This is a genomic window from Micromonospora sp. DT68 (assembly GCF_049847245.1).
Classification (GTDB): domain Bacteria; phylum Actinomycetota; class Actinomycetes; order Mycobacteriales; family Micromonosporaceae; genus Micromonospora; species Micromonospora profundi.
In genome coordinates this window covers 159,573-182,575 of record NZ_JBNCNZ010000012.1, presented here as the reverse complement: position 1 = coordinate 182,575, position 23,003 = coordinate 159,573, and the positions used below count along the sequence as shown (strand labels likewise).

The following is a 23,003-nucleotide window of genomic DNA, read 5'->3' as shown; positions in this document are numbered from 1 at the left end:
CCCGGACGCCTACGCCCAGTGGGAGCAGCAGGCCGCCGACCTCGTCGCCCAGCACTGGAACAGCTGACCCACCCGCACTGACTGATGGCCGGCACCCCCCAACACGGGGTGCCGGCCATCGGCGTTTCAACCTACGACCGAGGCCCGGCCCCAGGCGCCGAGCGCGAGGCCAGCACATCGGGCGCCGGGCAGAGGCACGGAGGCCCCGCGTCAGGGGTCGTCAGACGCGGAAGCCGGCCGCGCGGGCTGCCTCGCGTTCTCGGCGCCGGTCGGAGCGCCGGCGTAGGAACCAGTACAAGAAGGCCAACAGGCCGACCAGGAAGGCGAGCACCAGCACCGGCAGGAGGATCGCGACGAGGGAGACGACGACGCTTGTGGCGTCCTCGGCGGTGCTGGCGACGGGCGCGCCGAACCCTCCGGTGGTGGCGTTGACGACAGGTCGCGCCGCGGATTTGAGCAGGTGTACGCCGAAGGCGAGGACGACGCCCACTGCCACCGGCACCCATTGGTGCGACGAGAAGAAGCTTCCCGGGTCGCTGACGGTGACCGTCTCCGACGACGATCCGGCGCCGAACGCCAACCCGCCGGCGGTCGGTCGGACCACTGTCTGCACCACGTCGTTGATGTGGTCGACCACCGGCACCTTGTCGGCCACCATCTCGACGGCGAGCAGTACGGCCAGGATGACGATGACCCAGCCGTTGCCGAGCCAGGTCCAGCCGCTGGGTAGGTCGATCAGGTTGCTGTAGCGGGAGAGTAGGCCGAGGGCGAGCAGGGGGATGTAGGCGTTCAGCCCCGCCGAGGCGGCGAGGCCGGTGCCGGTGAGGACTTCGAACACGATCTCAGCATGGCATCGACGCGCCAGTGCCGCTCGGTGGCGGTCGCCGGATGCTCGGCTACCCTCGTCGGGTGCGGTTGGTCATTGCGAAGTGCTCGGTGGATTACGTCGGACGGCTCTCGGCTCACCTGCCGCTGGCCACCCGGTTGCTGATGGTGAAGGCGGACGGGTCGGTGTCCATCCACGCCGACGACCGGGCGTACAAGCCGTTGAACTGGATGAGCCCGCCGTGCCGGTTGGAGGAGGCTCCCGGCGTGTGGCGGGTGGTCAACAAGGCCGGCGAGGAGCTGCGGATCACCCTGGAGGAGGTCTTCCAGGACACCTCGTACGAGCTGGGTGTGGACCCTGGCCTGCGTAAGGACGGGGTGGAGGCGCACCTTCAGGAGTTGTTGGCGGCGAACCCGGGCGTGCTGGGCGAGGGGTACACGCTGGTGCGCCGTGAGTACATGACGGCGATCGGGCCGGTCGACCTGCTGTGCCGGGACGCCAACTCCGGCGCGGTCGCGGTGGAGATCAAGCGGCGCGGTGAGATCGACGGGGTGGAGCAGCTCACCCGCTACCTCGAACTGATGAACCGTGATCCGTTGCTCAGCCCGGTGGCTGGGGTCTTCGCCGCTCAGGAGATCAAGCCGCAGGCCCGGGTGCTCGCCGCCGATCGCGGCATTCGCTGCGTGGTCGTTGACTACGACAAGCTGCGGGGCATCGAGAAGGACGAGCTGACGCTTTTCTGAGGGCTCAATCGCGTACGGCGATAAGGGATTTCGGCAGCCCGGCCACCCGCTCGACCAGCAGCCGCGAGTCGGGAAAGTAGTGGCGCATCTGCGATCGGTCCAGCAGTTCGGTCCAGAGCACCTGGTGGATGGCGGCTTCGTGGCTGGGGGTCTGCTTGTGGCCGAGCGGCCAGCGTTGGGCGAGCGCGGTGCGCAGCCGTACCGGTAGGAACTGCATTCCGGGCGCGATCCAGTGCGGCTCGATGGGGAAGTACCGGTAGGGCGTCTGCACCCAGTGCCGGTCGGCCAGTGAGCGGGCGGCAGCCGCGAATCGCAGCCGGCGTTCGTGCCCTCCGAGGTGTTCCAGCACCGAGTTGGAGAACACCAGGTCGTATGTGCCGCCGGTGACGTGCTCCGGCAGGTCGCAGGCGTCGGCCTGTTCGACGTGGGCCCACTCGGGGACGACGGCGGGCGGCTGCTCCAGGTTGACCACAGTCACGCGGGCCGGCCGGACGGTGGCGCGTTGCCAGGTGCCGAGCCGGCCGCCGAGGTCGACGACGTGCATATCCCCGATATCGGGAAATGTGCGCACCAGCCAGTCCGAACGACGTCGCCTCTGCCGGGCGCTCCACGACCGGTCGCTGTCGACAAGGCGGTAGCGCAATCGATTGTGGCCCATTTAACGCAATGTACCGCCGTAGCGACGGCGTACAAACATGTGGATACGCCGATCTCGCTGGAGATCGGTTATCCGACACTCATCTGCCGTACATCACCTTGATGGCCTTGACGAGACGGGCTACGTCGGCGGGGGTCCGTTCGAAGGTCATCGACGGCAGCAGCGATCGGGCCCGGCGGCGGGTGATGGCCTTGGTGCGGCCGAATTCGCGCAACCCGTCCTCGCCGTGGATCCGCCCGAAGCCGGAGTCGCCGACACCGCCGAACGGCAGGGTGGACATCCCGGCGAAGGTAAGCGTGGAGTTGACCGAGGCCATCCCCGAGCGCAACCGCCGCGCGATGGTCACCGCCCGCCGCCTGCCGAAAACCGAACCACCCAGGCCGTACGACAGGGCGTTGGTCCGGGCGACGGCCTCGTCGGCGTCGCGGACCCGGTTGATGGTCAGGGTCGGGCCGAAGGTTTCCTCGCGGACTGCGGCCGAATCTTCCGGTACGTCGACAAGCACCGTCGGATGCACGTACGGGGGTTGCACGGCGCTCGGGCCGCCCAGCACGGCACGCCCACCGGAGTTGACCGCCGCCTCGATGTGTCGACGGATGACGTCGATCTGGCTGGGCATGGTGATCGGGCCGATGTCGGTGCCCTCCGGCCCGACGGTCAGCCGGCCGGCCTTGGCGACCACCTTGTCGACGAAGGCGTCGAAGATCTGGTCGACGGCGTAGACGCGTTCGATGCCGATGCAGGTCTGGCCGGCGTTCGTCATGCCGCCCCAGACGCACGCCTCGGCGGCGGCGTCCAGGTTGGCGTCGCTGTCGACGATCATGGCGTCCTTGCCGCCGCCCTCGATCAGTACCGGGGTCAACGACTCGGCGCAGGCGGCCATCACCTTCCGGGCGGTGGCAGTGGAGCCGGTGAAGGCGATCTTGTCGACGCCGGAGCGGCACAGCGCCGCGCCCGTGTCGCCAAGCCCGTGCACTGCGGTGAAGACCGGCTGCTCGCCGACGACCTCGGTGAAGCTGTCCACGAGCCACTGGCCGACGGCCGGCGTGTATTCGCTCGGCTTCAGCACCACCGTGTTGCCGGCGGCCAGGGCGTACGCGGCGGAGCCGACGGGGGTGAAGACCGGATAGTTCCACGGCCCGATGACGCCGACCACGCCGTACGGCTGGTATTCGAGGTGGCCGGAGAACTCGGCGAGGATGAGCCGCGACCGCACCCGGCGCGGGCCGAGCACCCGGCCGGCGTTGCGGGCGGCCCAGTCGATGTGCTCGATGGCGGTGACGATTTCGACGATGGCGTCGGCGACCGGCTTGCCGCCCTCGACGTGCACCAGCTCGGCGAGCTGCTCGATCCGTTGGGCGAGCAACGCGCGCCAGCGCAGCAGCCGCTGGCGGCGGCCGGGGAAGCCCAGGCCGGCCCACCACTCGCTGGCCGCGCGGGCGCGATCGACGGCCTGCAGTACGTCGGAGGCTGTGGCGATCGGGAGGCGGCCCGCCTCGACGCCGGTGGCCGGGCTGGTGGAAACCAGTTGACCCGCTTCGATGATCGGGAGACCCAGGACACCCACAGCCGTCATGGCCGAAGTCTAGACCCGAAGATTACTCACTGGTAGGTCGTGATCTCGCTGACTCGGACGAGGGTCGTACCCGCTGACCTGCTCGTTGATCAGTGCAGGTCAGAAGGGTCGTGTCGCGTCCGCCCGCCCGAACCGTCGAACAGCAGGTGTCCAGGAGGTGGCGAGGAGCTGACCGGCCGGTCGGTATTGACGATTACCGTCTGATGGCAAGCTGACGCGCGGAGTGATGATACGGGGGAGGGGATGACTGTCCATGGACGAACATCCGGAACTGCTGCCGCTGTTGACAGTCGCGGCTGGGCCGATGCGTGGAGCGAGCTTCCGGTTGCGGGCTGAGCCGCTGGTGATCGGCCGGGCGTCGACCGGCCAGCTGGTGGTCAACGACCCGCACCTGAGCCGCTGTCACGCGGAGGTGTGGCTGGCCCCGGAGGGCCCGTCCCTGCGGGATCTGGGCTCCACCAACGGCACCTGGCTCAACGACCGCCGGATCACCGACGTGGAACGCCTCTCCGACGGCGACGTCATCCGGCTCGGGCGTACCGAGCTGCGGCTGTTCGACCCGGGAGTGGCGCACACGGACCCGGTCGGGCTCAGCTTCGGCCCACTTCGACGAGACGTCCGGCCGACACTGCCGCTGCCGCTGGCCACGCCTCCCACCACACGCCGCTGAGCTGACTGCGGCGGGCCCACACAGGGGACGCGCCCGGAATGGCCACCGCACACCTGGACCGACGGAAAGCGGCGTGGCACCATCCCGCGGATGGAGACCGAGCTGCGGACCGTGACGGCAAACGGCATAAACCAGGCGGTACGCGTGGCAGGCCCGCCGGACGGCATCCCGGTGCTGCTGATCCACGGCAACTGCTCGTCCTCGCTGTTCTGGGAGCCGCTGTTGCGGCGGCTGCCGCCGACGCTGCGGGTGGTCGCTCCCGACCTGCGCGGATACGGCGACTCCGAGACCGCCCCGGTGAACGCCACCCGAGGACTGCGGGACTTCGCCGACGACGTGGCAGCCCTGCTCGACGACCCGACGCTCTTCGGCAGCGGCAGCGGCAGCGGCAGCGGCAGCGGTACCGGGCGTCCGGTTGTGGTCGGGCACTCCCTCGGCGGCGGTGTGGCGATGCGGCTCCTCGTCGACCACCCGCATCGTGTGGGCGCGCTGCTGCTGGCAGCGCCCGTCTCCCCGTACGGGTTCGGTGGCACTCGTGACCTGGACGGCACACCGGCCACGCCCGACTTCGCCGGGACCGGTGCCGGCACAGCCAACGGGGACTTCGTCGCGCGACTCGCAGCCGGCGATCGCGGCGCAGACACGCAGGCGAGCCCGCGCGCCGTGCTGCGGGCGGCCTACGTGGCCGACCCGGAGTCGCTCGGCACCGACGAGGAGTTGCTGCTGGACAGCGTGCTCTCCACGGCGACCGGTGACGACAACTACCCCGGAACGGCGGTGCCGTCGGAGAACTGGCCGGGCACCGCACCGGGGGAGCGTGGGGTGCTCAACGCGCTCGCGCCGACCTGGTTCCGGCTCGCCGACGAGCTGGTGGCCGTCGCCGAGAAGCCTCCGATCACCTGGGTACGCGGTGACGCCGACGTGATCGTCTCGGACACCTCGTTGTTCGACCTGGCGTACCTGGGTTCGCTTGGTGTCGTACCCGGCTGGCCCGGCGAGGAGACGTGCCCACCGCAACCGATGGTCGGGCAGACCCGGGCGGTGCTGGAGCGGTACGCGGCGGCCGGTGGCGCGTACCGCGAGGTGGTGCTTCCCGAGTGCGGGCACAGCCCGCACCTGGAGCGGCCGGCGGAGTTCGTCGCCGAGTTGCTGGCCCTGACCACGGTGCCGGCCGCCTGAGCCCGGCGCTTCGGCCGCTGACGTGGTGCCCGTCGGCAGCGGCGGCCGGTGGCGGTGTGGGTGAAATATGCCACGGCGTCTCGACAACCGAGCGTCACGTGGCAGACTCGCGCGCATAACTTAGCGACCGTTCAGCGGTTGTGCGGAGTGTCTGGGGAGGCCGGTCGTGGCGCGCGAGTTCAACACCGTGGGTGTGGTGGGGCTGGGCACCATGGGTGCCGGCATCGTCGAGGTCTTCGCCCGTAACGGCATCGACGTGGTCGCCGTCGAGATCTCCGAGTCGGCGCTGGAACGTGGCCGGGCCACCCTCGCCGGCTCCACCGACCGCGCGGTCGCCAAGGGCAAGCTCGCCGCCGCGGACCGGGACGCCCTGCACGAGCGGGTTCACTTCGCCGTCGGCCTGGACGCGCTGCACTCCGTCGACCTGGTCATCGAGGCCGTGCCCGAGCACCTCGACCTCAAGCAGCGGATCTTCGCGGAGCTGGACCGGGTCTGCCGGCCGGACACCATCCTCGCCACGAACACCTCGTCGTTGAGCGTCACCGAGATCTCGGTCGCCACCACCCGGCCCAACCAGGTCATCGGCATCCACTTCTTCAACCCGGCGCCGGTCATGAAGCTCGTCGAGGTGGTCCGCACCGTCGTCACCGCACCCGAGGTGGTCGCCGACGTCGAGGCGCTGTGCGCGCGACTCGGCAAGGTCGACGTGACGATCAACGACCGGGCCGGCTTCATCGCCAACGCGCTGCTGTTCGGCTACCTCAACCACGCGGTAGGCATGTTCGAGTCGCACTACGCGACCCGGGAGGACATCGACGCCGCCATGAAGCTCGGCTGTGGCCTGCCGATGGGCCCGCTGGCGCTGATGGACCTCATCGGCCTGGACACCGCGTACGAGATCCTGGACACCATGTACCGGCGCGGCGGTCGGGACCGTCGGCACGCCCCGGTGCCGCTGCTCAAGCAGATGGTGACCGCAGGGCTGCTGGGCCGGAAGTCCGGACGGGGTTTCTACACCTACGAGCGTCCGGGCTCGCCGAAGGTCGTACCCGACGAGGCGACGCCGGCGGCCACCGAGGCCGCGCTCGCCGACGGGGCCCGCGCCATCGCGAAGGTCGGCGTTGTCGGTTCCGGAACGATGGCCACCGGCATCATCGAGGTCTTCGCGAAGGCCGGCTACGAGGTCGTCTCGGTGACCCGGGGCGCGGAGAAGTCCGCGAAGGTGTGCGAGGCGGTGAAGACCTCGCTGAACAAGGGCGTGGTGCGCGGCAAGCTCGCCGAGACCGACCGGGACGCCGCCCTCGGCCGGATCAGCTGGTCCGCAACCCTCGACCACCTCGCCGACGTCGACCTGGTGGTCGAGGCGGTCATCGAGGAGCTGAGCGTCAAGAAGGCGCTCTTCGCCAGCCTCGACGAGATCTGCAAGCCGGGCGTCGTGCTGGCCACCACCACCTCCTCGCTGCCGGTGATCGAGGTGGCGATGGCCACCCAGCGGCCGGCCGACGTGGTGGGCCTGCACTTCTTCAACCCGGCGCAGGTGATGCCGCTGGTCGAGGTGATCCGTACCATCCGCACCTCGCCGGAGGCCACGGCCACGGCCCGGGCGGTCTGCGCCGCGCTGGGCAAGACCGGCGTTGTCTGCGGCGACCGGTCCGGGTTCATCGTCAACGCGCTGCTCTTCCCGTACCTGAACGACGCCGTGAAGATGCTGGAAGCCAGCTACTCCACCGCCGACGACATCGACCACGCCATGAAACTGGGCTGCGGCTACCCGATGGGCCCGTTCGAACTGCTCGACGTGGTCGGGTTGGACGTCTCGCTCGCCATCCAGCGCGAGCTGTACCTGGAGCTGCGCGAGCCGGGCTTCGCGCCCGCGCCGCTGCTGGAGCACCTGGTCACCGCCGGCTACCTGGGCCGCAAGACCCGCCGCGGCTTCCGCGACCACTCGCACCGCTGACCGGTCAACGCCGGACGGTGCCGACGGCGTCTGCAAGATGTGACCTTCGAGGAGTACGTCGGCAGCCGCGGCCCGGCGCTCGTCCGGCTTGCTCGGCTGTTGACAGGTGACGAGCACCGGGCCGAGGACCTCACACAGGACGTGCTGGCCCGGGCGTACGTGCACTGGCGCAGGATCGCCCGTGCCGACCGGCCCGACGTGTACGTACGGCGGATGCTTGTCAACGCCAACAACTCCTGGTGGCGGCGCCGGTCGAATCGTGAGCTGGTCGTCGACAGCATCGACGACCGACCGCAGCGCGGCGATCTCGGCGGCGAGGCGGCCGAGCGGGACGAGATGTGGCGGCTGGTCCTCGATCTGCCCGACCGCCAGCGGGCGGTGCTCGTGCTGCGCTACTACGAGGACCTCGACGACCTGACGATCGCGCAGATCATGGGCTGCTCACCGGTCACTGTCCGCACCCACGCGATGCGGGCGCTCGCCAACCTCCGGGAGCGCTGCGGCGTCCCGACGACGAACGGGAGCCGGCCGTGACCGACCTCGACGAGCGGATCGCCCTGACGCTGCGGGAGCGCGCCGAGGGTCCGGTGGACGTGGATCGACTGGTGGCCGGCGCGATGGTCCGCGGGCGGTCCCGGGTGCACCGGCGGCGCGCCGCCGCTGGTGCCGCCCTGGGTGTGGCGGCCCTGCTCGGTCTCGGTGTGGTCGCCGGCCCGGTGGGCCACCTGCCCGGCCGTGGTCCGGCGATCGCCCCCGGCCTGCGCGACCTGACCGAGGCCGCGGTACCGCTCGTGCCGCCCCAGGTCGACGGCGCTCCCGGCGCGGCGGCCCGGCCCGACCGGATCGGCAAGGACCCGACCCTGCTGCACATCGGCCTTGCCCCGGGTGGCCCTCGATTCCTGGAGTGGGACGTGGGCGGCGGCAAGGAGACCGCGAAGATCGACGTGGGTGGACGGACGGTCACCATTGAGCTGACCTCGGCCGATGTCTTGCGCTTTCCGGGCGCCTGGGGCATGCCGAAGTTGGAGGGCCCCACCGGCAACCCCTACGACGGCTCCGTGGTCCACGCCGACGGGCCGGACGGTGTGCCGATCTGGCGGCGCTACTGGCAGCCGGCACCCGGCGTGTACGCAGGAGCCAGCGTGGCCGGCCCGGACGAGGGCCCGCTGCACGTCGCGGCCGCGGCGCTGCGGCTTGATCAGGCGTACGGGTGCACCGGTCCGCTGCGGTTGACCGACCTGCCGGCCGGCGCCGAGTTCACCGGCTGCTGGATGGTGGTGGGCACCTTCCCGGCGGCGTACGCGGTGATGCTGCGCGTCGTGGACTACGACCGGAAGATGGGAATGTTGGTCGAGTTGCAGTACGCAGGCACCACCACGATGAGCAGCGCTCCGGCGAACCGGACGATCGCCGGCAGGCCGGCCCGCATGGACCCCGCAGGCGAGCGGTTGGAGCTGCTCGACATCCCCCGGGCTCAGCTGTTCACCAACCTCAGCTCCGAGCAACGCTTCACCGAGGCGGAGGCGGCCACCGTGCTGGCCGGGACGCGGGTCGCCGAGCACCTGGACCGGCCCGAGACCTGGTGACCGCCCGTCGGGCCGTCCCGCCCGACGGACCGTACGCTTGGTGACTGTGAGCCCCCGTCGCAACCGCCCTCGCCGGGACGAAAACGCCAAACTGGACGACGAGCGCGTCCGGCAGGGCGTCGCCTCCGTGCAGCAGTGGACCGACGGCGCCTGGCAGGTCCGTGGGATCGGCGCGGGCGCGTCGGTCAAGACGTACCGCTGCCCCGGTTGTGACCAGGAGATCCGGCCCGGGGTGGCGCACTTGGTGGCCTGGCCTGCCGACGGCCTGGGTGACCTGACCGACCGCCGGCACTGGCACAGCGGCTGCTGGCGGGCACGGGAGCGGCGCGGCCCGGCGGTGCAGCGCGGCCGGGGCACCCCGCGTTACTGAGCGATCCGCGCCGAGGCGTACCGCGCTGCTGAAGCGACCTGGATCACGCTGTTCGCGTCTGGGCGGGCGGTGGCGGCGACTTCGCGACAGACTTGAGCGGTGAGCACAACGATCCGCGCGTCGTCGATCCTGCCCGGCCGCCGGGAGGACATCGAGCTGCACACCGCCGATGGTCTGCGGCTGGTCGGTGAGCTGGCCCTACCGGCCGAACGGCCGGCGGTGGCCACCCTGGTCTGCCTGCACCCGCTGCCCACCCACGGCGGGATGATGGACAGCCACGTGTTCCGCAAGGCGGCGTGGCGGCTGCCCGCGCTGGCCGACGTGGCAGTGCTCCGGTTCAACACCCGGGGCACCAGCAGCGTGCGCGGCACCAGCGAGGGGGCGTTCGACGGGGCGGTCGGCGAGCGCTTCGACGTGGCCGCCGCAATCGAGTACGCGGAGTTCGCCGAGCTGCCCAACATCTGGCTGGTCGGCTGGTCGTTCGGCACCGACCTGGCCCTCAAGTACGGCTGCGACCCGGCGATCGTCGGCGCGATCCTGCTCTCCCCACCGCTGCGCTTCTCGGCCCCTGAGGACCTGGCCACCTGGGCCAGCTCCGGACGGCCGCTCGTGGCGTTGGTGCCCGAGTTCGACGACTACCTGCGCCCGGCCGAGGCGCGGGAGCGGTTCGCGGCGGTGCCGCAGGCCGAGGTCGTAGGGGTGCCGGGCGCGAAGCACCTGTGGGTGGGCGACGCGGAGACGGTGCTCGACGAGATCGTCCGTCGCGTCAACCCGGCGGTCGAGGTGCCGTTGCCGACGACCTGGGACGGGCCGATGGAGTCCGGTGACGTCAGCGCGTACGCGGATCGGACGGTGGCGGCTTTCGCCGACACGCCCGTACCTGGGCCGGCTGCCGGCAAGGCCGACTGACAGGCACGCGTCAGCGGGTCTCCTGGCGGGGGAGCACCACCTCGCGCAGGATCAGTTGCAGCGCGGCCACGGTCGGGATGGCGATAAGCGCGCCCACCACGCCCAGCAGCGCCACCCCGAGCAACGCGGCCAGCAGGGCGGCCACCTCGTTGACCTCCACCGAGCGGCGCATGATCTTCGGGTAGACCAGGTAGTTCTCGACCTGCTGGTAGATGAGGAAGAAGACAGCGCAGGCGATGCCCACCGGCAGGCTGGTGGCGAACCCGACGAGGCTCACGATCACGGCGCCCAGGGTCGCGCCGATCTGGGGGATCAGGTCGGTCACCGCGACCACCACTGCCAGCGCGAACGGGTACGGCAGCCCGACGATCAACGCGAAGACGAAGGTCGTCACGCCGGCCAGCACGGCGATGCTCAGCGCGCCCACCATGTAGGCGCCGACCTTGGCCAGGATCTCGTCGCCGATCAGCTGCACCCGCTCCCGCCGCGATCGGGGCACCAGCGAGTAGCCCAGCGAGCGCAGCCTGTCGAAATGCACAAGGAAGTAGATGGTCAGCACCAGCACGGTAAGCGTCCGGAACGCCGTACCGAAGATCAATTGTGCGCCGCCGAGGACCCCGCCGAGCGCGCGGCCGATCGTGTCCGCGTTGGCCGCGCTCTGCACACGCTCCATCACGTCGTACCGCACCACCAGGTCATTCACCGTCGGATTGCGGCGCAGGTCCTCGACGTAGCTGGGCAGTTGTTCGATGAACTGCCCGGACTGCGTCACGATCGGCGGGACCAGCGCCACGACCCCGCCGCAGAGCAGCAGCACCACGGTCAACGCCACGACCGCGACAGCCAGGCCGTGCGGGGCACCCCAGCGGCGCAGTCGCACCACCGCCGGGTTGAGACCGACCGCGAGGAACAACGCGATCACCACAAGCACCAGGATGCCGCCGGCATTGCGAATCCCCAGATAAAGGGTGTACGCCAGCAGCACCCCCAAAGCACCGGTGAAGCCGAGCAGGAAGCTGCTGCGCCGCAGCGGACGCCCAGGCGTACCGAACCTGCCCGACGGGGCAGCCGGCAGGTCCTCCGGCTCAAGGTCCGGCACCGGCTCCCGGCGAGGCGTCTCGGTGCCCGCCGTCTGGTCGCGGGCCGTCTGGTCGCGGGCCGTCTGATTCTGGGCCGTCTGGTCGTGGGCTGCCTGGTCGTGGGCTGCCTGGTTGTGCGGCGTCTCGCTCTGTGGTGTCTTGGATGGCGGGGGACCGGGCGTGGCGGCCGGGTCGTCGGCGGGCTGGCCGTGCTGTGGCACCAGGGACCTCCGGATCAGCAGCGGGACGACGGGCGGCGGTCGCCTACCGGCGAGGCAGCGCGTCAGCAGAGTGACACTTCATCGTCGCCACCGGCCACGAGGTCGTCAAACGTGGTGCGCCAGGTGCCCACCCATCTCGACCAGCGTCAGCCTCATGGTGCGGTCGCTTGGGCCCGCACCGGCACGTTCCCAGATATACGTGATACCTGAGAGTCATCAAGATGACTCTCAGGTATCAGGCGCACCAGGACAGAACCAACCAGCCGACACCCATCCGCCCGTGCCATCCCCAAAGGGCGTCGGAACCAGGAGTCCCGTCGATCATGTAGTTGTGGTGCCCCGCGAAAGGTGCGGAAATGCCTAAATTGGCCACCACAACTCCATGATCGGCGCTGGGGCGGGGGGTCTGCTTGCCTTTCGTTGACGTGCAGTTGCTGGTGCCTCTCGCGTGTCCGGAGGCGAACCCACCGCCGCGCCGCGCCGCGCTGTTCTGCGGCGGTAGCCGTTAGTCCTTTTCGATCTTGACCTTGCTCGGCTTGGCGCTGCGCTCGTCGGTGGTCGGCTTGCTGGGCCGCTTGCCGTTCTCACCGGTGCTGGTGATCTTGGTCGGCTTGGTGCCTCGGCCACCTTCGCCGGGCACTGCGGCCACTGTCGGCTCGCCGTCCACGCCCGCGCTGGCCGCAGCGCCGTCGACCGTGGTCACCGGCTCGGCGACTGGTCGGGTCGTCGACTGCCCGGACCCATCAGGCGTGGTAACCACTGGCTGCCCGACCGGTCGGGTCGTCGACTGCCCGTCCGCGTCCGCTGAAGCGCCCACCGGTTGCTTGGCGTCGGCGGGTTCGGCCTTAGGACCGGTGGTCGCGTCGGCGTCACCGTTCACCGTGGTGGGCACAGGCGACCCGTCACCGTTCACCGTGGTGGGCGCAGCCGGCCTGTCGCCGTTCACCGCGGCGGCTACAGCCGAGCCGTTGGCGGTGGTCGGCGCGGTCGGGCCTGTGGCGCTTTGCAACCGCAGCTCGGCCATCTGTCGTTCGAGCTCGTCGGATTCCTGGCGGGCCTTCCAGGTTTCCTGCCGCAGGTCGGCGAGTTGCTGCTGAGCCTGGGCGATCTCCAACATGACCTGGGCGAGCTGTTGCCGGCCTGCGGCAGCCTCCTGCTGTGTCGCCGCCAGGTGCTGCTGCGTGGTGGCCAGGTGCTGCTGCGTGGTGGCGGCGTACTCCTCGAACTGGCGGCGGGAAGCCGCGACGTGCTCGTCGGCCTTGCGGCGCTTGTCGCCCGCCTCGGACTCGGCCCGGCTGAGCAGCTCGGCGGCCTCCGTCTCGGCCCGCTCGCGCATCGCTGCGGCGTCCTGCTCGGCGGCCAGGCGGATCGCGGCGGCGCCCTGCTCGATCTCGTTCTTGCGGCTGGTGTACTCGGTCTCCAGCTCGTTCTTACGGGCCGAGTGCTCGGCTTCCAGCTCCTCGCTGCGCGTGGTCCACGTCGTCTCCAGCTCCTGCTGGCGGCCGGTGAACGCGGTCTCCAGCTCCTGCTGGCGGGACTTGTGCTGCTTGTCCAGCTCGTCGCGGCGCTTGGCGAACTCCTGCTCGGCGGTGGAGCGGCGCTGGGCAAGCTCGCGGTCGGCCGCCTCCCGCCGGGAGTTGACCTCCTGCTCCACGCCGGCCCGCCACGCGCCCAACTCCTGCTGGGTCTGCGCCCGCGCCTGCTGCACGTACGTCTCGGTCTCGGTGCGCATCCGCTGCACGTACGCCTCGGTCTCGGCCCGGCTGCGCTTGGCCGACTCCGACGCCTGCGTGGTCAGGCGTTCCGCCTCCTGCTGGGCTTTGGCTCGAGTGGCCCGGCCCGCCATCGACGCGTCGTCGATGATCTGCTTGGCCTCCTGCTGTGCCTTCGCGTGGGTCGCCCGGCCGGCCTCGGTCGCGGTGTCGGTGAGCCGCTTGGCCTCCTGCTGGGCCTTGGCGTGCACCTCCTTGGCCGCCTCCCGCAGGTCGCTGGCCTCCTGCCGCGCGGTGGCCAGAGCCTCGCGGGCGGCCTCCCGCAGCTTGGTGGCCTCCTGCTGGGCGCGGGTATGGATCTCCTTGGCGGTGTCCCGGAGTTGGGTGGCCTCCTGCTGGGCCTTGGCGAGCTCGTCCTGAGCCGCCTTGCGCAGCTTCGCCGACTCGTCGCGGGCCGACCGCAGGGTCTCGTCCGCTTCAGCGCGTCGAGCGGCGCTGTGCCGTTCCTCCTCCTGGCGGCGGGCGGCGAGCGCGATCTCGAAGTCCTTCAGTGCCCGCGCGGCCTGCTCGCGGGCCTCCTCGATGATGTGCTCGGCGGCGGCGCGACGGCCCTCGATCTCCTCGTTCGCCGCCGACAGGATCTGCTCGGCCTGCTCCTCGGCGAGCGTGAGGATCGACTCGACGCGCGGGCCCAAGTGGCGGAACGAGGCGCGGTCCACCACGTTCATCTGCTTGCGCACCTGCGTCAGATCCCGCTGGAGCACCTCGACCTGGCCGGCCAGCTTGTGGATCTGTGTATAGGCCTGTTCCCGTTCGGCGGCGAGGGTCGCGATCTCGTGCTCGGCACGCGCGACGTACCGGTCGACCTGTTTCTTCTCGTACCCCCGCAGAGCGGACTCGAAGCTAGGCTCCGTGGTCACGTCCCCGCCGAGAGCGAACAGTTCCTCGCCGTGCGACATGCCCCCATCCTCACACGCATCGGACCCTGCTGGGGCGATACGGACGCCCCTTGTGGGACCTACTTCACTTGGCGGAGAGCCCGCGATGCCATTGGGTGGGAAACGCACACGGCGCGAGGTCACACCGGTTACCCGGTGTCACCTCGCGCCGTCGATGCCCCGCCCTGACGCCTCGCGTCAGCCAGCGGTCTCCGCAGTCACCCGCTCCTGACCGCCATCGGCCTTCTTCGCCTCCGGCTTGGCCGCCGGAGCGGCAGCCGCCGGTACGCCGGGAACGATGCCGGCGAGCCCGGAGAGCATCTGACCGAGCTGCGAGGTGACGGCGTCCTTCTGCCGGGTGAGGTCCTCGACCTCGCGGCGGGCGGCCTGGGTGGTCAGCTCGGCCTCGGTGCGGGCCTCGGTGAGCAGGCGCTGCGACTCGGCCTTGGCCTCGTTGAGCGTCTTCTCGGAGTGCGCCTTGGCCTTGTCGATCGTCTCGTTGGCGTGGCGCTCCGACTCGACCCGGCGGGCCTCGGCGCGCTGCTCGATCTCCTTGGCGCGCTCCTGCGCGGCCCGGGCGCGCTGCTCGGCCTCGCTCACCAGCTTCTGGGTCTGCGCGACCTGCGCGGCGTGCCGCTCGGACTCCTCGCGCTCGGCCTTCTCGCGCCGCTCGGCCAGCTGAAGCTCCAGGGCTTGGAGGTCCTTGTCGCGCTTGTCCCGCGCGTCGGTGAGCAGCTTGGTGGCCTCGGCGCGCTTCTCCTCGGCCTCGCGGGCGGCCTTGGCCCGCTGCTGGGTGATCTCCCGCTCGGCGGTGGCCCGGAGGGTGGCAACCTCGCGCTCGACAGTCGACTTCAGCTCGGCCACCTCGTGCGCGGTGACCGTACGCAGCTGCTTGGTCTCGCGGTCCGCGTCGGCGCGCAGCGTGTCGGCCTCACGGCGGGCCTGCACCCGTACCTCGGCGGCCTCGCGCTCGGCGGCGGTGCGCAGGTTTCCGGCCTCGCGCTCGGCGCTGGCCTTCATCGCGGCGGCCTCGGCGCGGGCCTTGTCCGTGATCTCGCGGGCCTCGAGGCGTGCGGCGGAGAGGATGCCCTCCGACTCGCGCTTGGCCTCGTTGCGGTGGTCGTTGGCCTGCTCCTCGGCGAGCCGCAGGATCTGCTCGACACGGGTGCCGAGGCCCGACAGCGTGGGCCGGCTGTTCTCTTCGAGCTGCTTGTTCGTGTCCGTGAGCTTCTGCTCAAGGGCACTCATGCGCTGCTCGGCCTGGCGGAGGCGACGCTGGGCGTCGTTCATCCGCTGCTCGGCCTCGGCGCGGGCCTGCTCGGACTGGGTCAGCGCGGCCGTCATCCGGCCGATGAAGTCATCGACCTGGTGAGTGTTGTATCCGCGCAGGCCAACGGTGAAATCTGGCTGCGAGTTCGCGTTATCGAAGAACGCGAGAGGGGAGGACTGCTGCTGGGGCATTGGGACATACTGGCAGACGCCCCAGGGTGCTTCGCAAGAGCGGTGCGGAGCTTTCGTGTCCTCTTTACATGGTCAACTCACCTGCTCGGCGAGGTCGGACCAATGGGCGATCTTGGCAGGTCCCGGGCGGGACGGACGCCACGCAGCGTGAGGAGAAAAAGGGCCACCGGTACGCCCGGTGGCCCTTTGTTCGATGCGGAACGGCATCCCGCTAATGGGGGCGGAAGAACAATGGCCGATCACCGCATTGGTCATCCGGTCCTCGTCCATCCGGCCGGCGACTCGACCGGTGGCCCGGTCGGCGTCCCGTCGCGGGGTCGCCCCTCACTGCCCCCGGAACCGGTTGATCGCCTCCTCGTGCCGGGCGCGCATTTCCCCGTCGCGGACGCCGAGCCCGTCGGCGGGTGCGAGGCAGCGCACGCCGACCTTGCCCTGGTGGGCGTTGCGATGCACCTCGTACGCCGCCTGGCCGGTCTGCTCCAGCGGGTAGGTGCGGGACACCGTCGGGTGCACCTTGCCGAGCGCGACGAGGCGGTTGGCCTGCCACGCCTCGTGGTAGTTGGCGAAGTGGCTGCCGACGATCCGCTTGAGGTGCATCCACAGGTAGCGGTTGTCGTACTGGTGGTTGTAGCCGCTCGTGGAGGCGCAGGTGACGATCGTGCCGCCCTTCTTGGCGACGTAGACGCTGGCGCCGAACGTCTCCCGGCCCGGGTGCTCGAAGACGATGTCCGGGTCCTCGCCGCCGGTCAGCTCGCGGATGCGCTCACCGAAGCGGCGCCACTCGTCCTGGTCCTGGGTCTGCTCGTCCTTCCAGAACCGGAACCCCTCGGCGGTGCGGTCGATGACCAGCTCGGCGCCCATCTTCCGGCACAGCTCGGCCTTCTCCGGGGAGGAGACCACGCAGACCGGGATCGCGCCGCCGTTGAGCGCCATCTGGGTGGCGTACCCGCCGAGGCCGCCGGAGGCACCCCAGATCAGGACCACGTCGCCCTGCTTCATGTTGGCGCCGTGGTGCGAGACGAGCTGCCGGTACGCGGTGGAGTTGACCAGACCGGGGCTGGCCGCCTCTTCCCAGCTCAGGTGACGCGGCTTCGGCATCAGCTGGTTGGCCTTGACCACGGCCATTTCGGCCAGCCCACCGAAGTTGGTCTCGAAGCCCCAGATCCGCTGCTGCGGATCGAGCATCGTGTCGTCGTGCCCGGCCGCGTCCTCCAGCTCGACCGAGAGGCAGTGCGCGACGACCTCGTCGCCGGCCGCCCAGCGGGTCACGCCGGGCCCGGTGCGCAGCACCACGCCGGCCGCGTCCGAGCCGACCACGTGGTACGGGAGGTCGTGCCGGCGGGTCAACTCGGAGATCCGGCCGTAGCGCTGGAGGAACTTGAAGGTGGGCAGCGGCTCGAAGATGCTCGTCCACACCGTGTTGTAGTTGATCGCGCTGGCCATCACCGCGATCAGCGCCTCGCCCGGCCCGAGTTCCGGCGTCGGCACCTCCTGCACGTGCAGTGCCTTGCGAGGGTCCTTGTCCCGGGTGGCCATGCCCTCGAACATCCGGGCTTCCTCGGCGCGGACGACCACGCCCCGGTAGCTCTCCGGCACGGGCAGACCGGCAACGCCGGCGAGCTCGCGGTCCGGATCGTTTGATTCCTCCGCTGCCATGATCGCTTCGAGGATGTCCTGCACGGTGACCTCCGGTTCGTCCGCACCCGCACGGGCCCGGGTGCTGCCATCGTCGGCGCCGGTGGGCACGACCGCCATGTCGTCATTCGACACATCCGGCACCCTTCGCGCTCCTGTGGGCCGGGACGTTACTGAACGGTAGCTAGGGCGGGAAGCCTTCTGTGAAAAACTGCATCGGCCGATGCGTGAAGGTGTCCGACGATCCCGCGAACCGCGCACCGACGTGCTCGCGAGGGCCTGGACCTGGGGTGCGGGCCCGACGCGAGGGGTAGGGGCGCACGCGGGCGCAGGCCACTACATCAGTGATGTAGTGGCCTGCGCGGCCCCGGAGGCAACTACATCAGTGATGTAGTGCGATCTTGCGATCTTGCGAGGCGAGGCGAGGCCGGGCCGGGCCGGGCCGGGCCAGGCGTTAGTGGGTGGTGGTGGCTGCGGGTTCGACGAGTTCGACGAGTACGCCGCCCGCGTCCTTGGGGTGCACGAAGTTGATCCGGGAGTCCGCAGTGCCTCGCCGCGGGGCGTCGTAGAGCAGCCGCATCCCCCGGGCGCGCAGCGCCGCACAGGCCGCGTCGATGTCGACAACCGTGTACGCGACCTGCTGCACGCCCGGCCCGCTGCGGTCGAGGAACTTGGCGATCGTCGACTCGGGGCTGAGCGGGGCGAGCAGCTGCACGCAGCCGCCGTCGGTCGTCGGTCCGACGGCCAGCATCGCCTCTCGGACGCCCTGCTCGGTGTTCGTCTCGGTGTGCACGCACCGCATCCCGAACGTCCGCTCGTAGAAGTCGATCGCGGCGTCGAGGTCGTGCACGGCGATGCCGACGTGGTCGATCTTGCGAAGCCCGATGTCTGTGACGTAGTCCGCACCGGGCTCGACGGGGGAGTTCTCTGCCATGGCGCTAGTCTGACCGAACCATCGTTCAGGCGTACAGCTCGGCACCCCCCTCGGAGGCAGGCATGGCTTCGGTGATCGTCAGCGGCGCGCGCACCCCCATGGGGCGGCTGCTCGGCAACCTCAAGGACCTCCCGGCCACGAAGCTCGGCGGGATCGCGATCAAGGCGGCCCTGGAGCGGGCCGGTGTCAGCCCGGACCAGGTCCAGTACGTGATCATGGGGCAGGTGCTCCAGGCCGGCGCCGGTCAGATCCCGGCGCGGCAGGCGGCGGTCGAGGCGGGCGTACCGATGTCGGTGCCGGCGCTGACGATCAACAAGGTCTGCCTCTCCGGCCTGGACGCGATCGCCCTCGCCGACCAGCTCATCCGGGCCGGCGAGTTCGACATCGTGGTGGCCGGCGGCATGGAGTCGATGACGAACGCCCCGCACCTGCTGCTGGGCCAGCGCTCCGGCTACAAGTACGGCGACGTGGTGATCAAGGACCACATGGCCCACGACGGGCTCAGCGACGCCTGGGACTGCTGCTCGATGGGCGAGTCGACCGAGCGGCTCGGCACGAAGCACGGCATCTCCCGCGAGGAGCAGGACGCCTTCGCCGCCGCCAGCCACCAGCGGGCCGCCGCCGCGCAGAAGAACGGCCACTTCGCCGAGGAGATCACCCCGGTGGTGATCCCGCAGCGTAAGGGTGACCCGCTGGTGATCAGCGACGACGAGGGCATCCGCCCGGACACCACCGCCGAGTCGCTGGCCAAGCTGCGTCCCGCGTTCACCAAGGACGGCACCATCACCGCAGGCAGCTCCTCGCCGATCTCCGACGGCGCGGCGGCAGTGGTCGTCATGAGCAAGGCAAAGGCCAGCGAGCTGGGGCTGACCTGGCTGGCCGAGATCGGCGCGCACGGCAACGTGGCCGGTCCGGACAACTCCCTGCACTCCCAGCCGTCCAACGCGATCAACCACGCCCTGAAGAAGGGCGGGCTGAGCGTGGACGACCTGGACCTCATCGAGATCAACGAGGCGTTCGCGCAGGTAGGTATCCAGTCCAGCCGTGACCTCGGCATCAGCGCGGACAAGGTCAACGTCAACGGCGGCGCTATCGCGCTGGGCCACCCGATCGGCATGTCCGGCGCGCGGCTCGTCCTCACCCTCGCGCTGGAGCTGAAGCGGCGCGGTGGCGGCACCGGCGCGGCGGCGCTCTGCGGTGGCGGCGGCCAGGGCGACGCGCTGATCATCCACGTGCCGGGAAACGCAGCGGCCGACAAGTGAGCCCGACGAGGAAGCCCGCTTCGCGGGTCCCGCGGCAGTCGACGAAGATGGCACAGTGAGCGAATCGGTCGACAACGTGCCGGCGGCGGCGGTCACCACGTCGGTGCGCCGCAGCCGGGACGTACCGCAGCTTGTCGAGCGGGCCCGCACGGGTGACCCCCGCGCTGTGGCCCGGCTGATCACCCTGGTGGAGAACGGCGACGCGCTGCTGCCGGAGATCGCCGCCGCGCTCACGCCGTACGCCGGGCAGGCCCAGGTTGTCGGTTTGACGGGCTCCCCGGGGGTGGGCAAGTCGACCACCACCAACGAGCTGGTCCGCGCGCTGCGGGCACGCGGCCACCGGGTCGGCGTGCTTGCTGTCGACCCGTCCAGCCCGTTCACCGGCGGGGCGATCCTCGGCGACCGCGTACGCATGCAGGACCACGCCACCGATCCGGGCGTCTACATCCGGTCGATGTCCAGCCGTGGGCACCTCGGTGGGCTGTCGGCGGCGACGCCGCAGGCGGTCCGGGTGCTTGAGGGCGCGGGCTGCGACGTGGTGCTCGTCGAGACCGTCGGCGTCGGACAGGCCGAGGTGGAGGTCGCCTCGCTTGCCGACACCACGCTCGTGCTGCTGGCGCCGGGCATGGGTGACGCCATCCAGGCGGTCAAGGCCGGCATCCTGGAGATCGCCGACGTCTTCGTCGTCAACAAGGCAGACCGGGACGGCGTCGACGCCACAGTCCGCGACATCCAGGGCATGATCGCCCTCGGTGAACGTGGACCGGGGCAGTGGCGGCCGCAGGTCGTCCGCGCGATCGCAGCCCGGGCCGAGGGCATCGACGACATCGCCGCCGCCATCGACAAGCACCGCGGCTGGCTTGTCGAGCACGGCGAGCTGCGCCGCCGGCAGGAGGCGCGGGCCGCCGCCGAGATCGAGGCCATCGCGCTCGGCGTCCTCCGCGCGCGGATCGGTTCCCTGCGCGACGGTACGCAGCTGCCGACGCTCGCCGCCCAGGTGGCCGAGGGCAGCCTCGATCCGTACGCGGCGGCGGACGAGTTGCTCGCCCAACTCGCTCGCTGACCGCCCAGAGACGACCGTCGCTCCGACTTTAGTAGGCTCGCGGCGCGTGGCCGGAAGTGCGGCTGCCACGCAGCGGGCTGGCGAACCGGTCGGTCCACAATGCGTCGGGACCAGGGGAGAAGCGATCATGACGGACGCGGTGGAGAACGCCGGTGGAGTTCCGGCCGCAACGGGCGCTGCCCGGGGCGTCACGTCGGTTTCCGACGAGGTCGTGGAGAAGATCGCCGGAGCCGCAGCCCGTTCGGTGCCCGGTGTCGCCGACCTCGGTGGTGACGTGGCCCGCTTCTTCAACACCATCCTGGACAAGGTCGGCCTCGACGAGGTGGGCGACGCTCGCCGCGGTGTCTCGGCCGACGTGAAGGGCAGCTCGGCGGTCGTCAACGTGGTCCTGGTGATCGACTCCGGTCACGTCGTGACCGACGTGACCGAGGCGGTGCGGGCCGCGGTGATCGAGGCAGTGGAGAAGTACGGCCTGACAGTCACCGAGGTCAACGTCACTGTGGACGACATCGAGCTGAACAAGCCGGGAGCGGCAGCCGGAGCCTGAGGTGCCGGTACCCGCCGGTGGACCGATGCTCAGTCGTTCTCGGGGAAGCCGAGGTTGATCCCGCCGTGGCTGGGGTCAAGCCAACGGGACGTGATGACCTTGCCGCGGGTGAAGAAGTGCACCCCCTCGGTGCCGTGGGCGTGGGAGTCGCCGAACAGGCTGTCCTTCCAGCCGCCGAACGAGTAGTACGCCATCGGCACCGGGATCGGGACGTTGATGCCGACCATGCCGACCTCGACCTCGTTCTGGTACCTCCGTGCCGCGCCGCCGTCGTTCGTGAAGATGGCGGTCCCGTTGCCGTAGGGGTTGGCGTTGACCAGTGCGAGCGCCTCGGCGTAGCTGCCCACGCGTACGACTGACAGCACCGGCCCGAAGATCTCGTCGGTGTAGACGCTCATCTCAAGGGAGACCCGGTCCAACAGGCTCGGCCCGAGCCAGAACCCGGCCTCGTCGCCGTCGGCCCGCACGCCGCGACCGTCCACCACCAGTTCGGCGCCAGCGTCGACGCCGGCATCGAGGTACGACGCGACGCGGTCGCGGTGTTCCCTGGTGACCAGCGGCCCCATGTCGCAGGAGCGCCGGCCGTCACCGACCTTCAACGTGGCGATGCGCTCGCGGATCCGCGTCACCAACTCGTCGGCGACGGGCTCGACGACCACAAGGACCGAGATGGCCATGCACCGCTCTCCGGCGGAACCGAACCCCGCGTTGACCGCCGCGTCCGCTGCGAGGTCGAGGTCGGCGTCCGGCAGCACCACCATGTGGTTCTTCGCCCCGCCGAGGGCTTGGACGCGCTTGCCGTTGCGGGCGCCGGTCTCGTACACGTACCGGGCGATCGGGGTGGAGCCGACGAACGACACCGCTTTGACCTCGGGGTGCTCCAGCAGCCGGTCGACGGCCACCTTGTCGCCGTGGACGACGTTGAACACGCCGGCGGGCAGGCCTGCCCGCTCCCACAGGCGGGCGATGAGCAGAGACGCGGAAGGGTCCTTCTCGCTGGGCTTGAGGACGACTGTGTTGCCCGCCGCGATGGCGATGGGCATGAACCACATCGGAACCATCACCGGGAAGTTGAAGGGCGAGATGATGGCGCAGACGCCGAGGGGCTGGCGGATGGAGTAGACATCCACGTTCGTGGAGACGCCCTCGGAGTGGCCTCCCTTGAGGAGGTGCGGGATCCCGCAGGCGAACTCGACGACCTCCAGGCCGCGGGAGACCTCGCCGAGGGCATCGGAGAGGACCTTGCCGTGCTCGGCCGTGATGAGCTCGGCCAGTTCGTGCTTGTGCTGGTTCACCAGCTCCCGGAACGCGAACAGCACCTGGGAGCGCTTGGTCAGCGAGGACGTCCGCCACGACGCGAACGCGGTCGCGGCGGCGGCGACGGCGCGGTCCACCTCCTCGACGGAGGCCAACGGGACCTCCGCGCGGACGGTGCCCAGCGCCGGGTCGTACACCGGCGCCGTCCGCTCGGCGACGCCGGCGACCCGCTGGCCACCGATCCAGTGGGTCACCCGCTCCAGCGGGGCAGGAGTCGGGACGGTCTCGGGTTCTGTCTGGGTCATGCCCGGATCATCTGCGCTCCCCCGCAGCAGGGCAATGGGCACTGTGTCGCTCTCGCTCTCAGGAACCGCACAACCTGTGCTGCTGTCGGGCTGGTGAACTGCGGCGTCAGCCGAG

General features: G+C 70.5%; 20 protein-coding genes. 11 read left to right on the top strand and 9 right to left on the bottom strand.

The features are described 5' to 3' along the window. Positions 1 to 220: 220 nt before the first annotated feature. A complete protein-coding gene (locus ACPXB1_RS21855) occupies positions 221 to 838 on the bottom strand; it encodes a DUF4126 domain-containing protein (protein ID WP_053658689.1) in 618 nt (205 codons plus the stop codon). A gap of 71 nt (positions 839 to 909) precedes the next feature. Here ACPXB1_RS21855 and nucS point away from each other — a divergent pair, with 71 nt between their 5' ends. Continuing rightward, positions 910 to 1,569 (top strand): endonuclease NucS, encoded by a 660-nt coding sequence (gene nucS, locus ACPXB1_RS21850; protein WP_355593783.1) that lies wholly within the window; start codon positions 910 to 912, stop codon positions 1,567 to 1,569. A gap of 4 nt (positions 1,570 to 1,573) precedes the next feature. On the opposite strand, the gene ACPXB1_RS21845 is transcribed toward nucS, so the two are convergent. Both ACPXB1_RS21845 and ACPXB1_RS21840 read right to left on the bottom strand, forming a co-directional pair. Further along, the gene (locus ACPXB1_RS21845) at positions 1,574 to 2,227 is read right to left on the bottom strand and encodes a class I SAM-dependent methyltransferase (protein WP_355593785.1); all 654 of its coding nucleotides are present in this window, start codon (positions 2,225 to 2,227) and stop codon (positions 1,574 to 1,576) included. 79 nt (positions 2,228 to 2,306) lie between these two features. Continuing rightward, positions 2,307 to 3,803, bottom strand: a complete 1,497-nt coding sequence (locus tag ACPXB1_RS21840) for an aldehyde dehydrogenase family protein (protein WP_355629927.1) — start codon at positions 3,801 to 3,803, stop codon at positions 2,307 to 2,309. A gap of 253 nt (positions 3,804 to 4,056) precedes the next feature. Here ACPXB1_RS21840 and ACPXB1_RS21835 point away from each other — a divergent pair, with 253 nt between their 5' ends. The 7 genes from ACPXB1_RS21835 to ACPXB1_RS21805 all read left to right on the top strand — a co-directional run bounded on the left by ACPXB1_RS21835 (position 4,057) and on the right by ACPXB1_RS21805 (position 10,474). Continuing rightward, entirely contained in the window at positions 4,057 to 4,473 is a 417-nt protein-coding gene (locus tag ACPXB1_RS21835; protein WP_355629924.1) for an FHA domain-containing protein, read from the top strand. Between the two features lie 90 nt (positions 4,474 to 4,563). Next, positions 4,564 to 5,652: an alpha/beta fold hydrolase gene (locus ACPXB1_RS21830; RefSeq protein WP_425735724.1), complete on the top strand. Its 1,089-nt coding sequence runs from the start codon at positions 4,564 to 4,566 to the stop codon at positions 5,650 to 5,652. A gap of 166 nt (positions 5,653 to 5,818) precedes the next feature. Beyond that, positions 5,819 to 7,609: a 3-hydroxyacyl-CoA dehydrogenase family protein gene (locus tag ACPXB1_RS21825; protein ID WP_355629918.1), complete on the top strand. Its 1,791-nt coding sequence runs from the start codon at positions 5,819 to 5,821 to the stop codon at positions 7,607 to 7,609. Between the two features lie 39 nt (positions 7,610 to 7,648). Then, positions 7,649 to 8,143: a SigE family RNA polymerase sigma factor gene (locus tag ACPXB1_RS21820; RefSeq protein WP_355629915.1), complete on the top strand. Its 495-nt coding sequence runs from the start codon at positions 7,649 to 7,651 to the stop codon at positions 8,141 to 8,143. Beyond that, a complete protein-coding gene (locus ACPXB1_RS21815) occupies positions 8,140 to 9,195 on the top strand; it encodes a hypothetical protein (RefSeq protein ID WP_355629912.1) in 1,056 nt (351 codons plus the stop codon). The genes ACPXB1_RS21820 and ACPXB1_RS21815 overlap by 4 nt, the downstream gene beginning before the upstream one ends. 46 nt (positions 9,196 to 9,241) lie before the next feature. Next, the gene (locus ACPXB1_RS21810; RefSeq protein WP_355629911.1) at positions 9,242 to 9,565 is read left to right on the top strand and encodes a hypothetical protein; all 324 of its coding nucleotides are present in this window, start codon (positions 9,242 to 9,244) and stop codon (positions 9,563 to 9,565) included. 99 nt (positions 9,566 to 9,664) lie between these two features. Then, positions 9,665 to 10,474 (top strand): alpha/beta hydrolase, encoded by an 810-nt coding sequence (locus ACPXB1_RS21805; RefSeq protein ID WP_355629908.1) that lies wholly within the window; start codon positions 9,665 to 9,667, stop codon positions 10,472 to 10,474. Positions 10,475 to 10,484: 10 nt separating this feature from the next. Here the strand turns inward: ACPXB1_RS21805 and ACPXB1_RS21800 are convergent, their stop codons facing one another. The 5 genes from ACPXB1_RS21800 to mce all read right to left on the bottom strand — a co-directional run bounded on the left by ACPXB1_RS21800 (position 10,485) and on the right by mce (position 18,454). Further along, complete coding sequence (locus ACPXB1_RS21800) at positions 10,485 to 11,573, bottom strand: AI-2E family transporter (RefSeq protein ID WP_355629930.1); 1,089 nt, start codon at positions 11,571 to 11,573, stop codon at positions 10,485 to 10,487. Positions 11,574 to 12,279: 706 nt separating this feature from the next. Next, complete coding sequence (locus ACPXB1_RS21795; protein ID WP_355593792.1) at positions 12,280 to 14,445, bottom strand: hypothetical protein; 2,166 nt, start codon at positions 14,443 to 14,445, stop codon at positions 12,280 to 12,282. A gap of 177 nt (positions 14,446 to 14,622) precedes the next feature. Then, positions 14,623 to 15,885: a cell division protein DivIVA gene (locus tag ACPXB1_RS21790; RefSeq protein ID WP_053653121.1), complete on the bottom strand. Its 1,263-nt coding sequence runs from the start codon at positions 15,883 to 15,885 to the stop codon at positions 14,623 to 14,625. A gap of 324 nt (positions 15,886 to 16,209) precedes the next feature. Continuing rightward, the gene (gene ccrA, locus ACPXB1_RS21785; RefSeq protein WP_355594004.1) at positions 16,210 to 17,565 is read right to left on the bottom strand and encodes a crotonyl-CoA carboxylase/reductase; all 1,356 of its coding nucleotides are present in this window, start codon (positions 17,563 to 17,565) and stop codon (positions 16,210 to 16,212) included. Positions 17,566 to 17,974: 409 nt separating this feature from the next. Beyond that, positions 17,975 to 18,454, bottom strand: coding sequence for a methylmalonyl-CoA epimerase (mce, locus tag ACPXB1_RS21780; RefSeq protein ID WP_355593794.1), 480 nt, complete (start codon positions 18,452 to 18,454; stop codon positions 17,975 to 17,977). A 62-nt stretch (positions 18,455 to 18,516) separates the two neighbouring features. On the opposite strand from mce, the gene ACPXB1_RS21775 reads away from it, so the two are divergent. From ACPXB1_RS21775 to ACPXB1_RS21765, 3 genes are all read left to right on the top strand, one after another. After that, entirely contained in the window at positions 18,517 to 19,716 is a 1,200-nt protein-coding gene (locus tag ACPXB1_RS21775) for an acetyl-CoA C-acetyltransferase (RefSeq protein WP_355593796.1), read from the top strand. A 55-nt stretch (positions 19,717 to 19,771) separates the two neighbouring features. Further along, on the top strand, positions 19,772 to 20,779 hold the full coding sequence (gene meaB / locus ACPXB1_RS21770; RefSeq protein ID WP_355593798.1) for a methylmalonyl Co-A mutase-associated GTPase MeaB: 1,008 nt from the start codon (positions 19,772 to 19,774) through the stop codon (positions 20,777 to 20,779). Between the two features lie 127 nt (positions 20,780 to 20,906). Then, a complete protein-coding gene (locus ACPXB1_RS21765; protein ID WP_355593800.1) occupies positions 20,907 to 21,326 on the top strand; it encodes an Asp23/Gls24 family envelope stress response protein in 420 nt (139 codons plus the stop codon). A gap of 29 nt (positions 21,327 to 21,355) precedes the next feature. Here ACPXB1_RS21765 and ACPXB1_RS21760 read toward each other — a convergent pair whose 3' ends face one another. Continuing rightward, positions 21,356 to 22,888: a CoA-acylating methylmalonate-semialdehyde dehydrogenase gene (locus ACPXB1_RS21760; RefSeq protein ID WP_425735723.1), complete on the bottom strand. Its 1,533-nt coding sequence runs from the start codon at positions 22,886 to 22,888 to the stop codon at positions 21,356 to 21,358. Positions 22,889 to 23,003 lie beyond the last annotated feature (115 nt).

What these genes read in the sequence shown, in the direction of transcription:
- ACPXB1_RS21845 (WP_355593785.1), bottom strand. Translation starts at nt 2,227, where the DNA reads ATGGGCCACAATCGATTGCGCTACCGCCTTGTCGACAGCGACCGGTCG.
- ACPXB1_RS21840 (WP_355629927.1), bottom strand. Translation starts at nt 3,803, where the DNA reads ATGACGGCTGTGGGTGTCCTGGGTCTCCCGATCATCGAAGCGGGTCAA.
- ACPXB1_RS21835 (WP_355629924.1), top strand. Translation starts at nt 4,057, where the DNA reads ATGGACGAACATCCGGAACTGCTGCCGCTGTTGACAGTCGCGGCTGGG.
- ACPXB1_RS21830 (WP_425735724.1), top strand. Translation starts at nt 4,564, where the DNA reads ATGGAGACCGAGCTGCGGACCGTGACGGCAAACGGCATAAACCAGGCG.
- ACPXB1_RS21795 (WP_355593792.1), bottom strand. Translation starts at nt 14,445, where the DNA reads ATGTCGCACGGCGAGGAACTGTTCGCTCTCGGCGGGGACGTGACCACG.
- ACPXB1_RS21790 (WP_053653121.1), bottom strand. Translation starts at nt 15,885, where the DNA reads ATGCCCCAGCAGCAGTCCTCCCCTCTCGCGTTCTTCGATAACGCGAAC.
- mce (WP_355593794.1), bottom strand. Translation starts at nt 18,454, where the DNA reads ATGGCAGAGAACTCCCCCGTCGAGCCCGGTGCGGACTACGTCACAGAC.
- ACPXB1_RS21775 (WP_355593796.1), top strand. Translation starts at nt 18,517, where the DNA reads ATGGCTTCGGTGATCGTCAGCGGCGCGCGCACCCCCATGGGGCGGCTG.
- ACPXB1_RS21765 (WP_355593800.1), top strand. Translation starts at nt 20,907, where the DNA reads ATGACGGACGCGGTGGAGAACGCCGGTGGAGTTCCGGCCGCAACGGGC.
- ACPXB1_RS21760 (WP_425735723.1), bottom strand. Translation starts at nt 22,888, where the DNA reads ATGACCCAGACAGAACCCGAGACCGTCCCGACTCCTGCCCCGCTGGAG.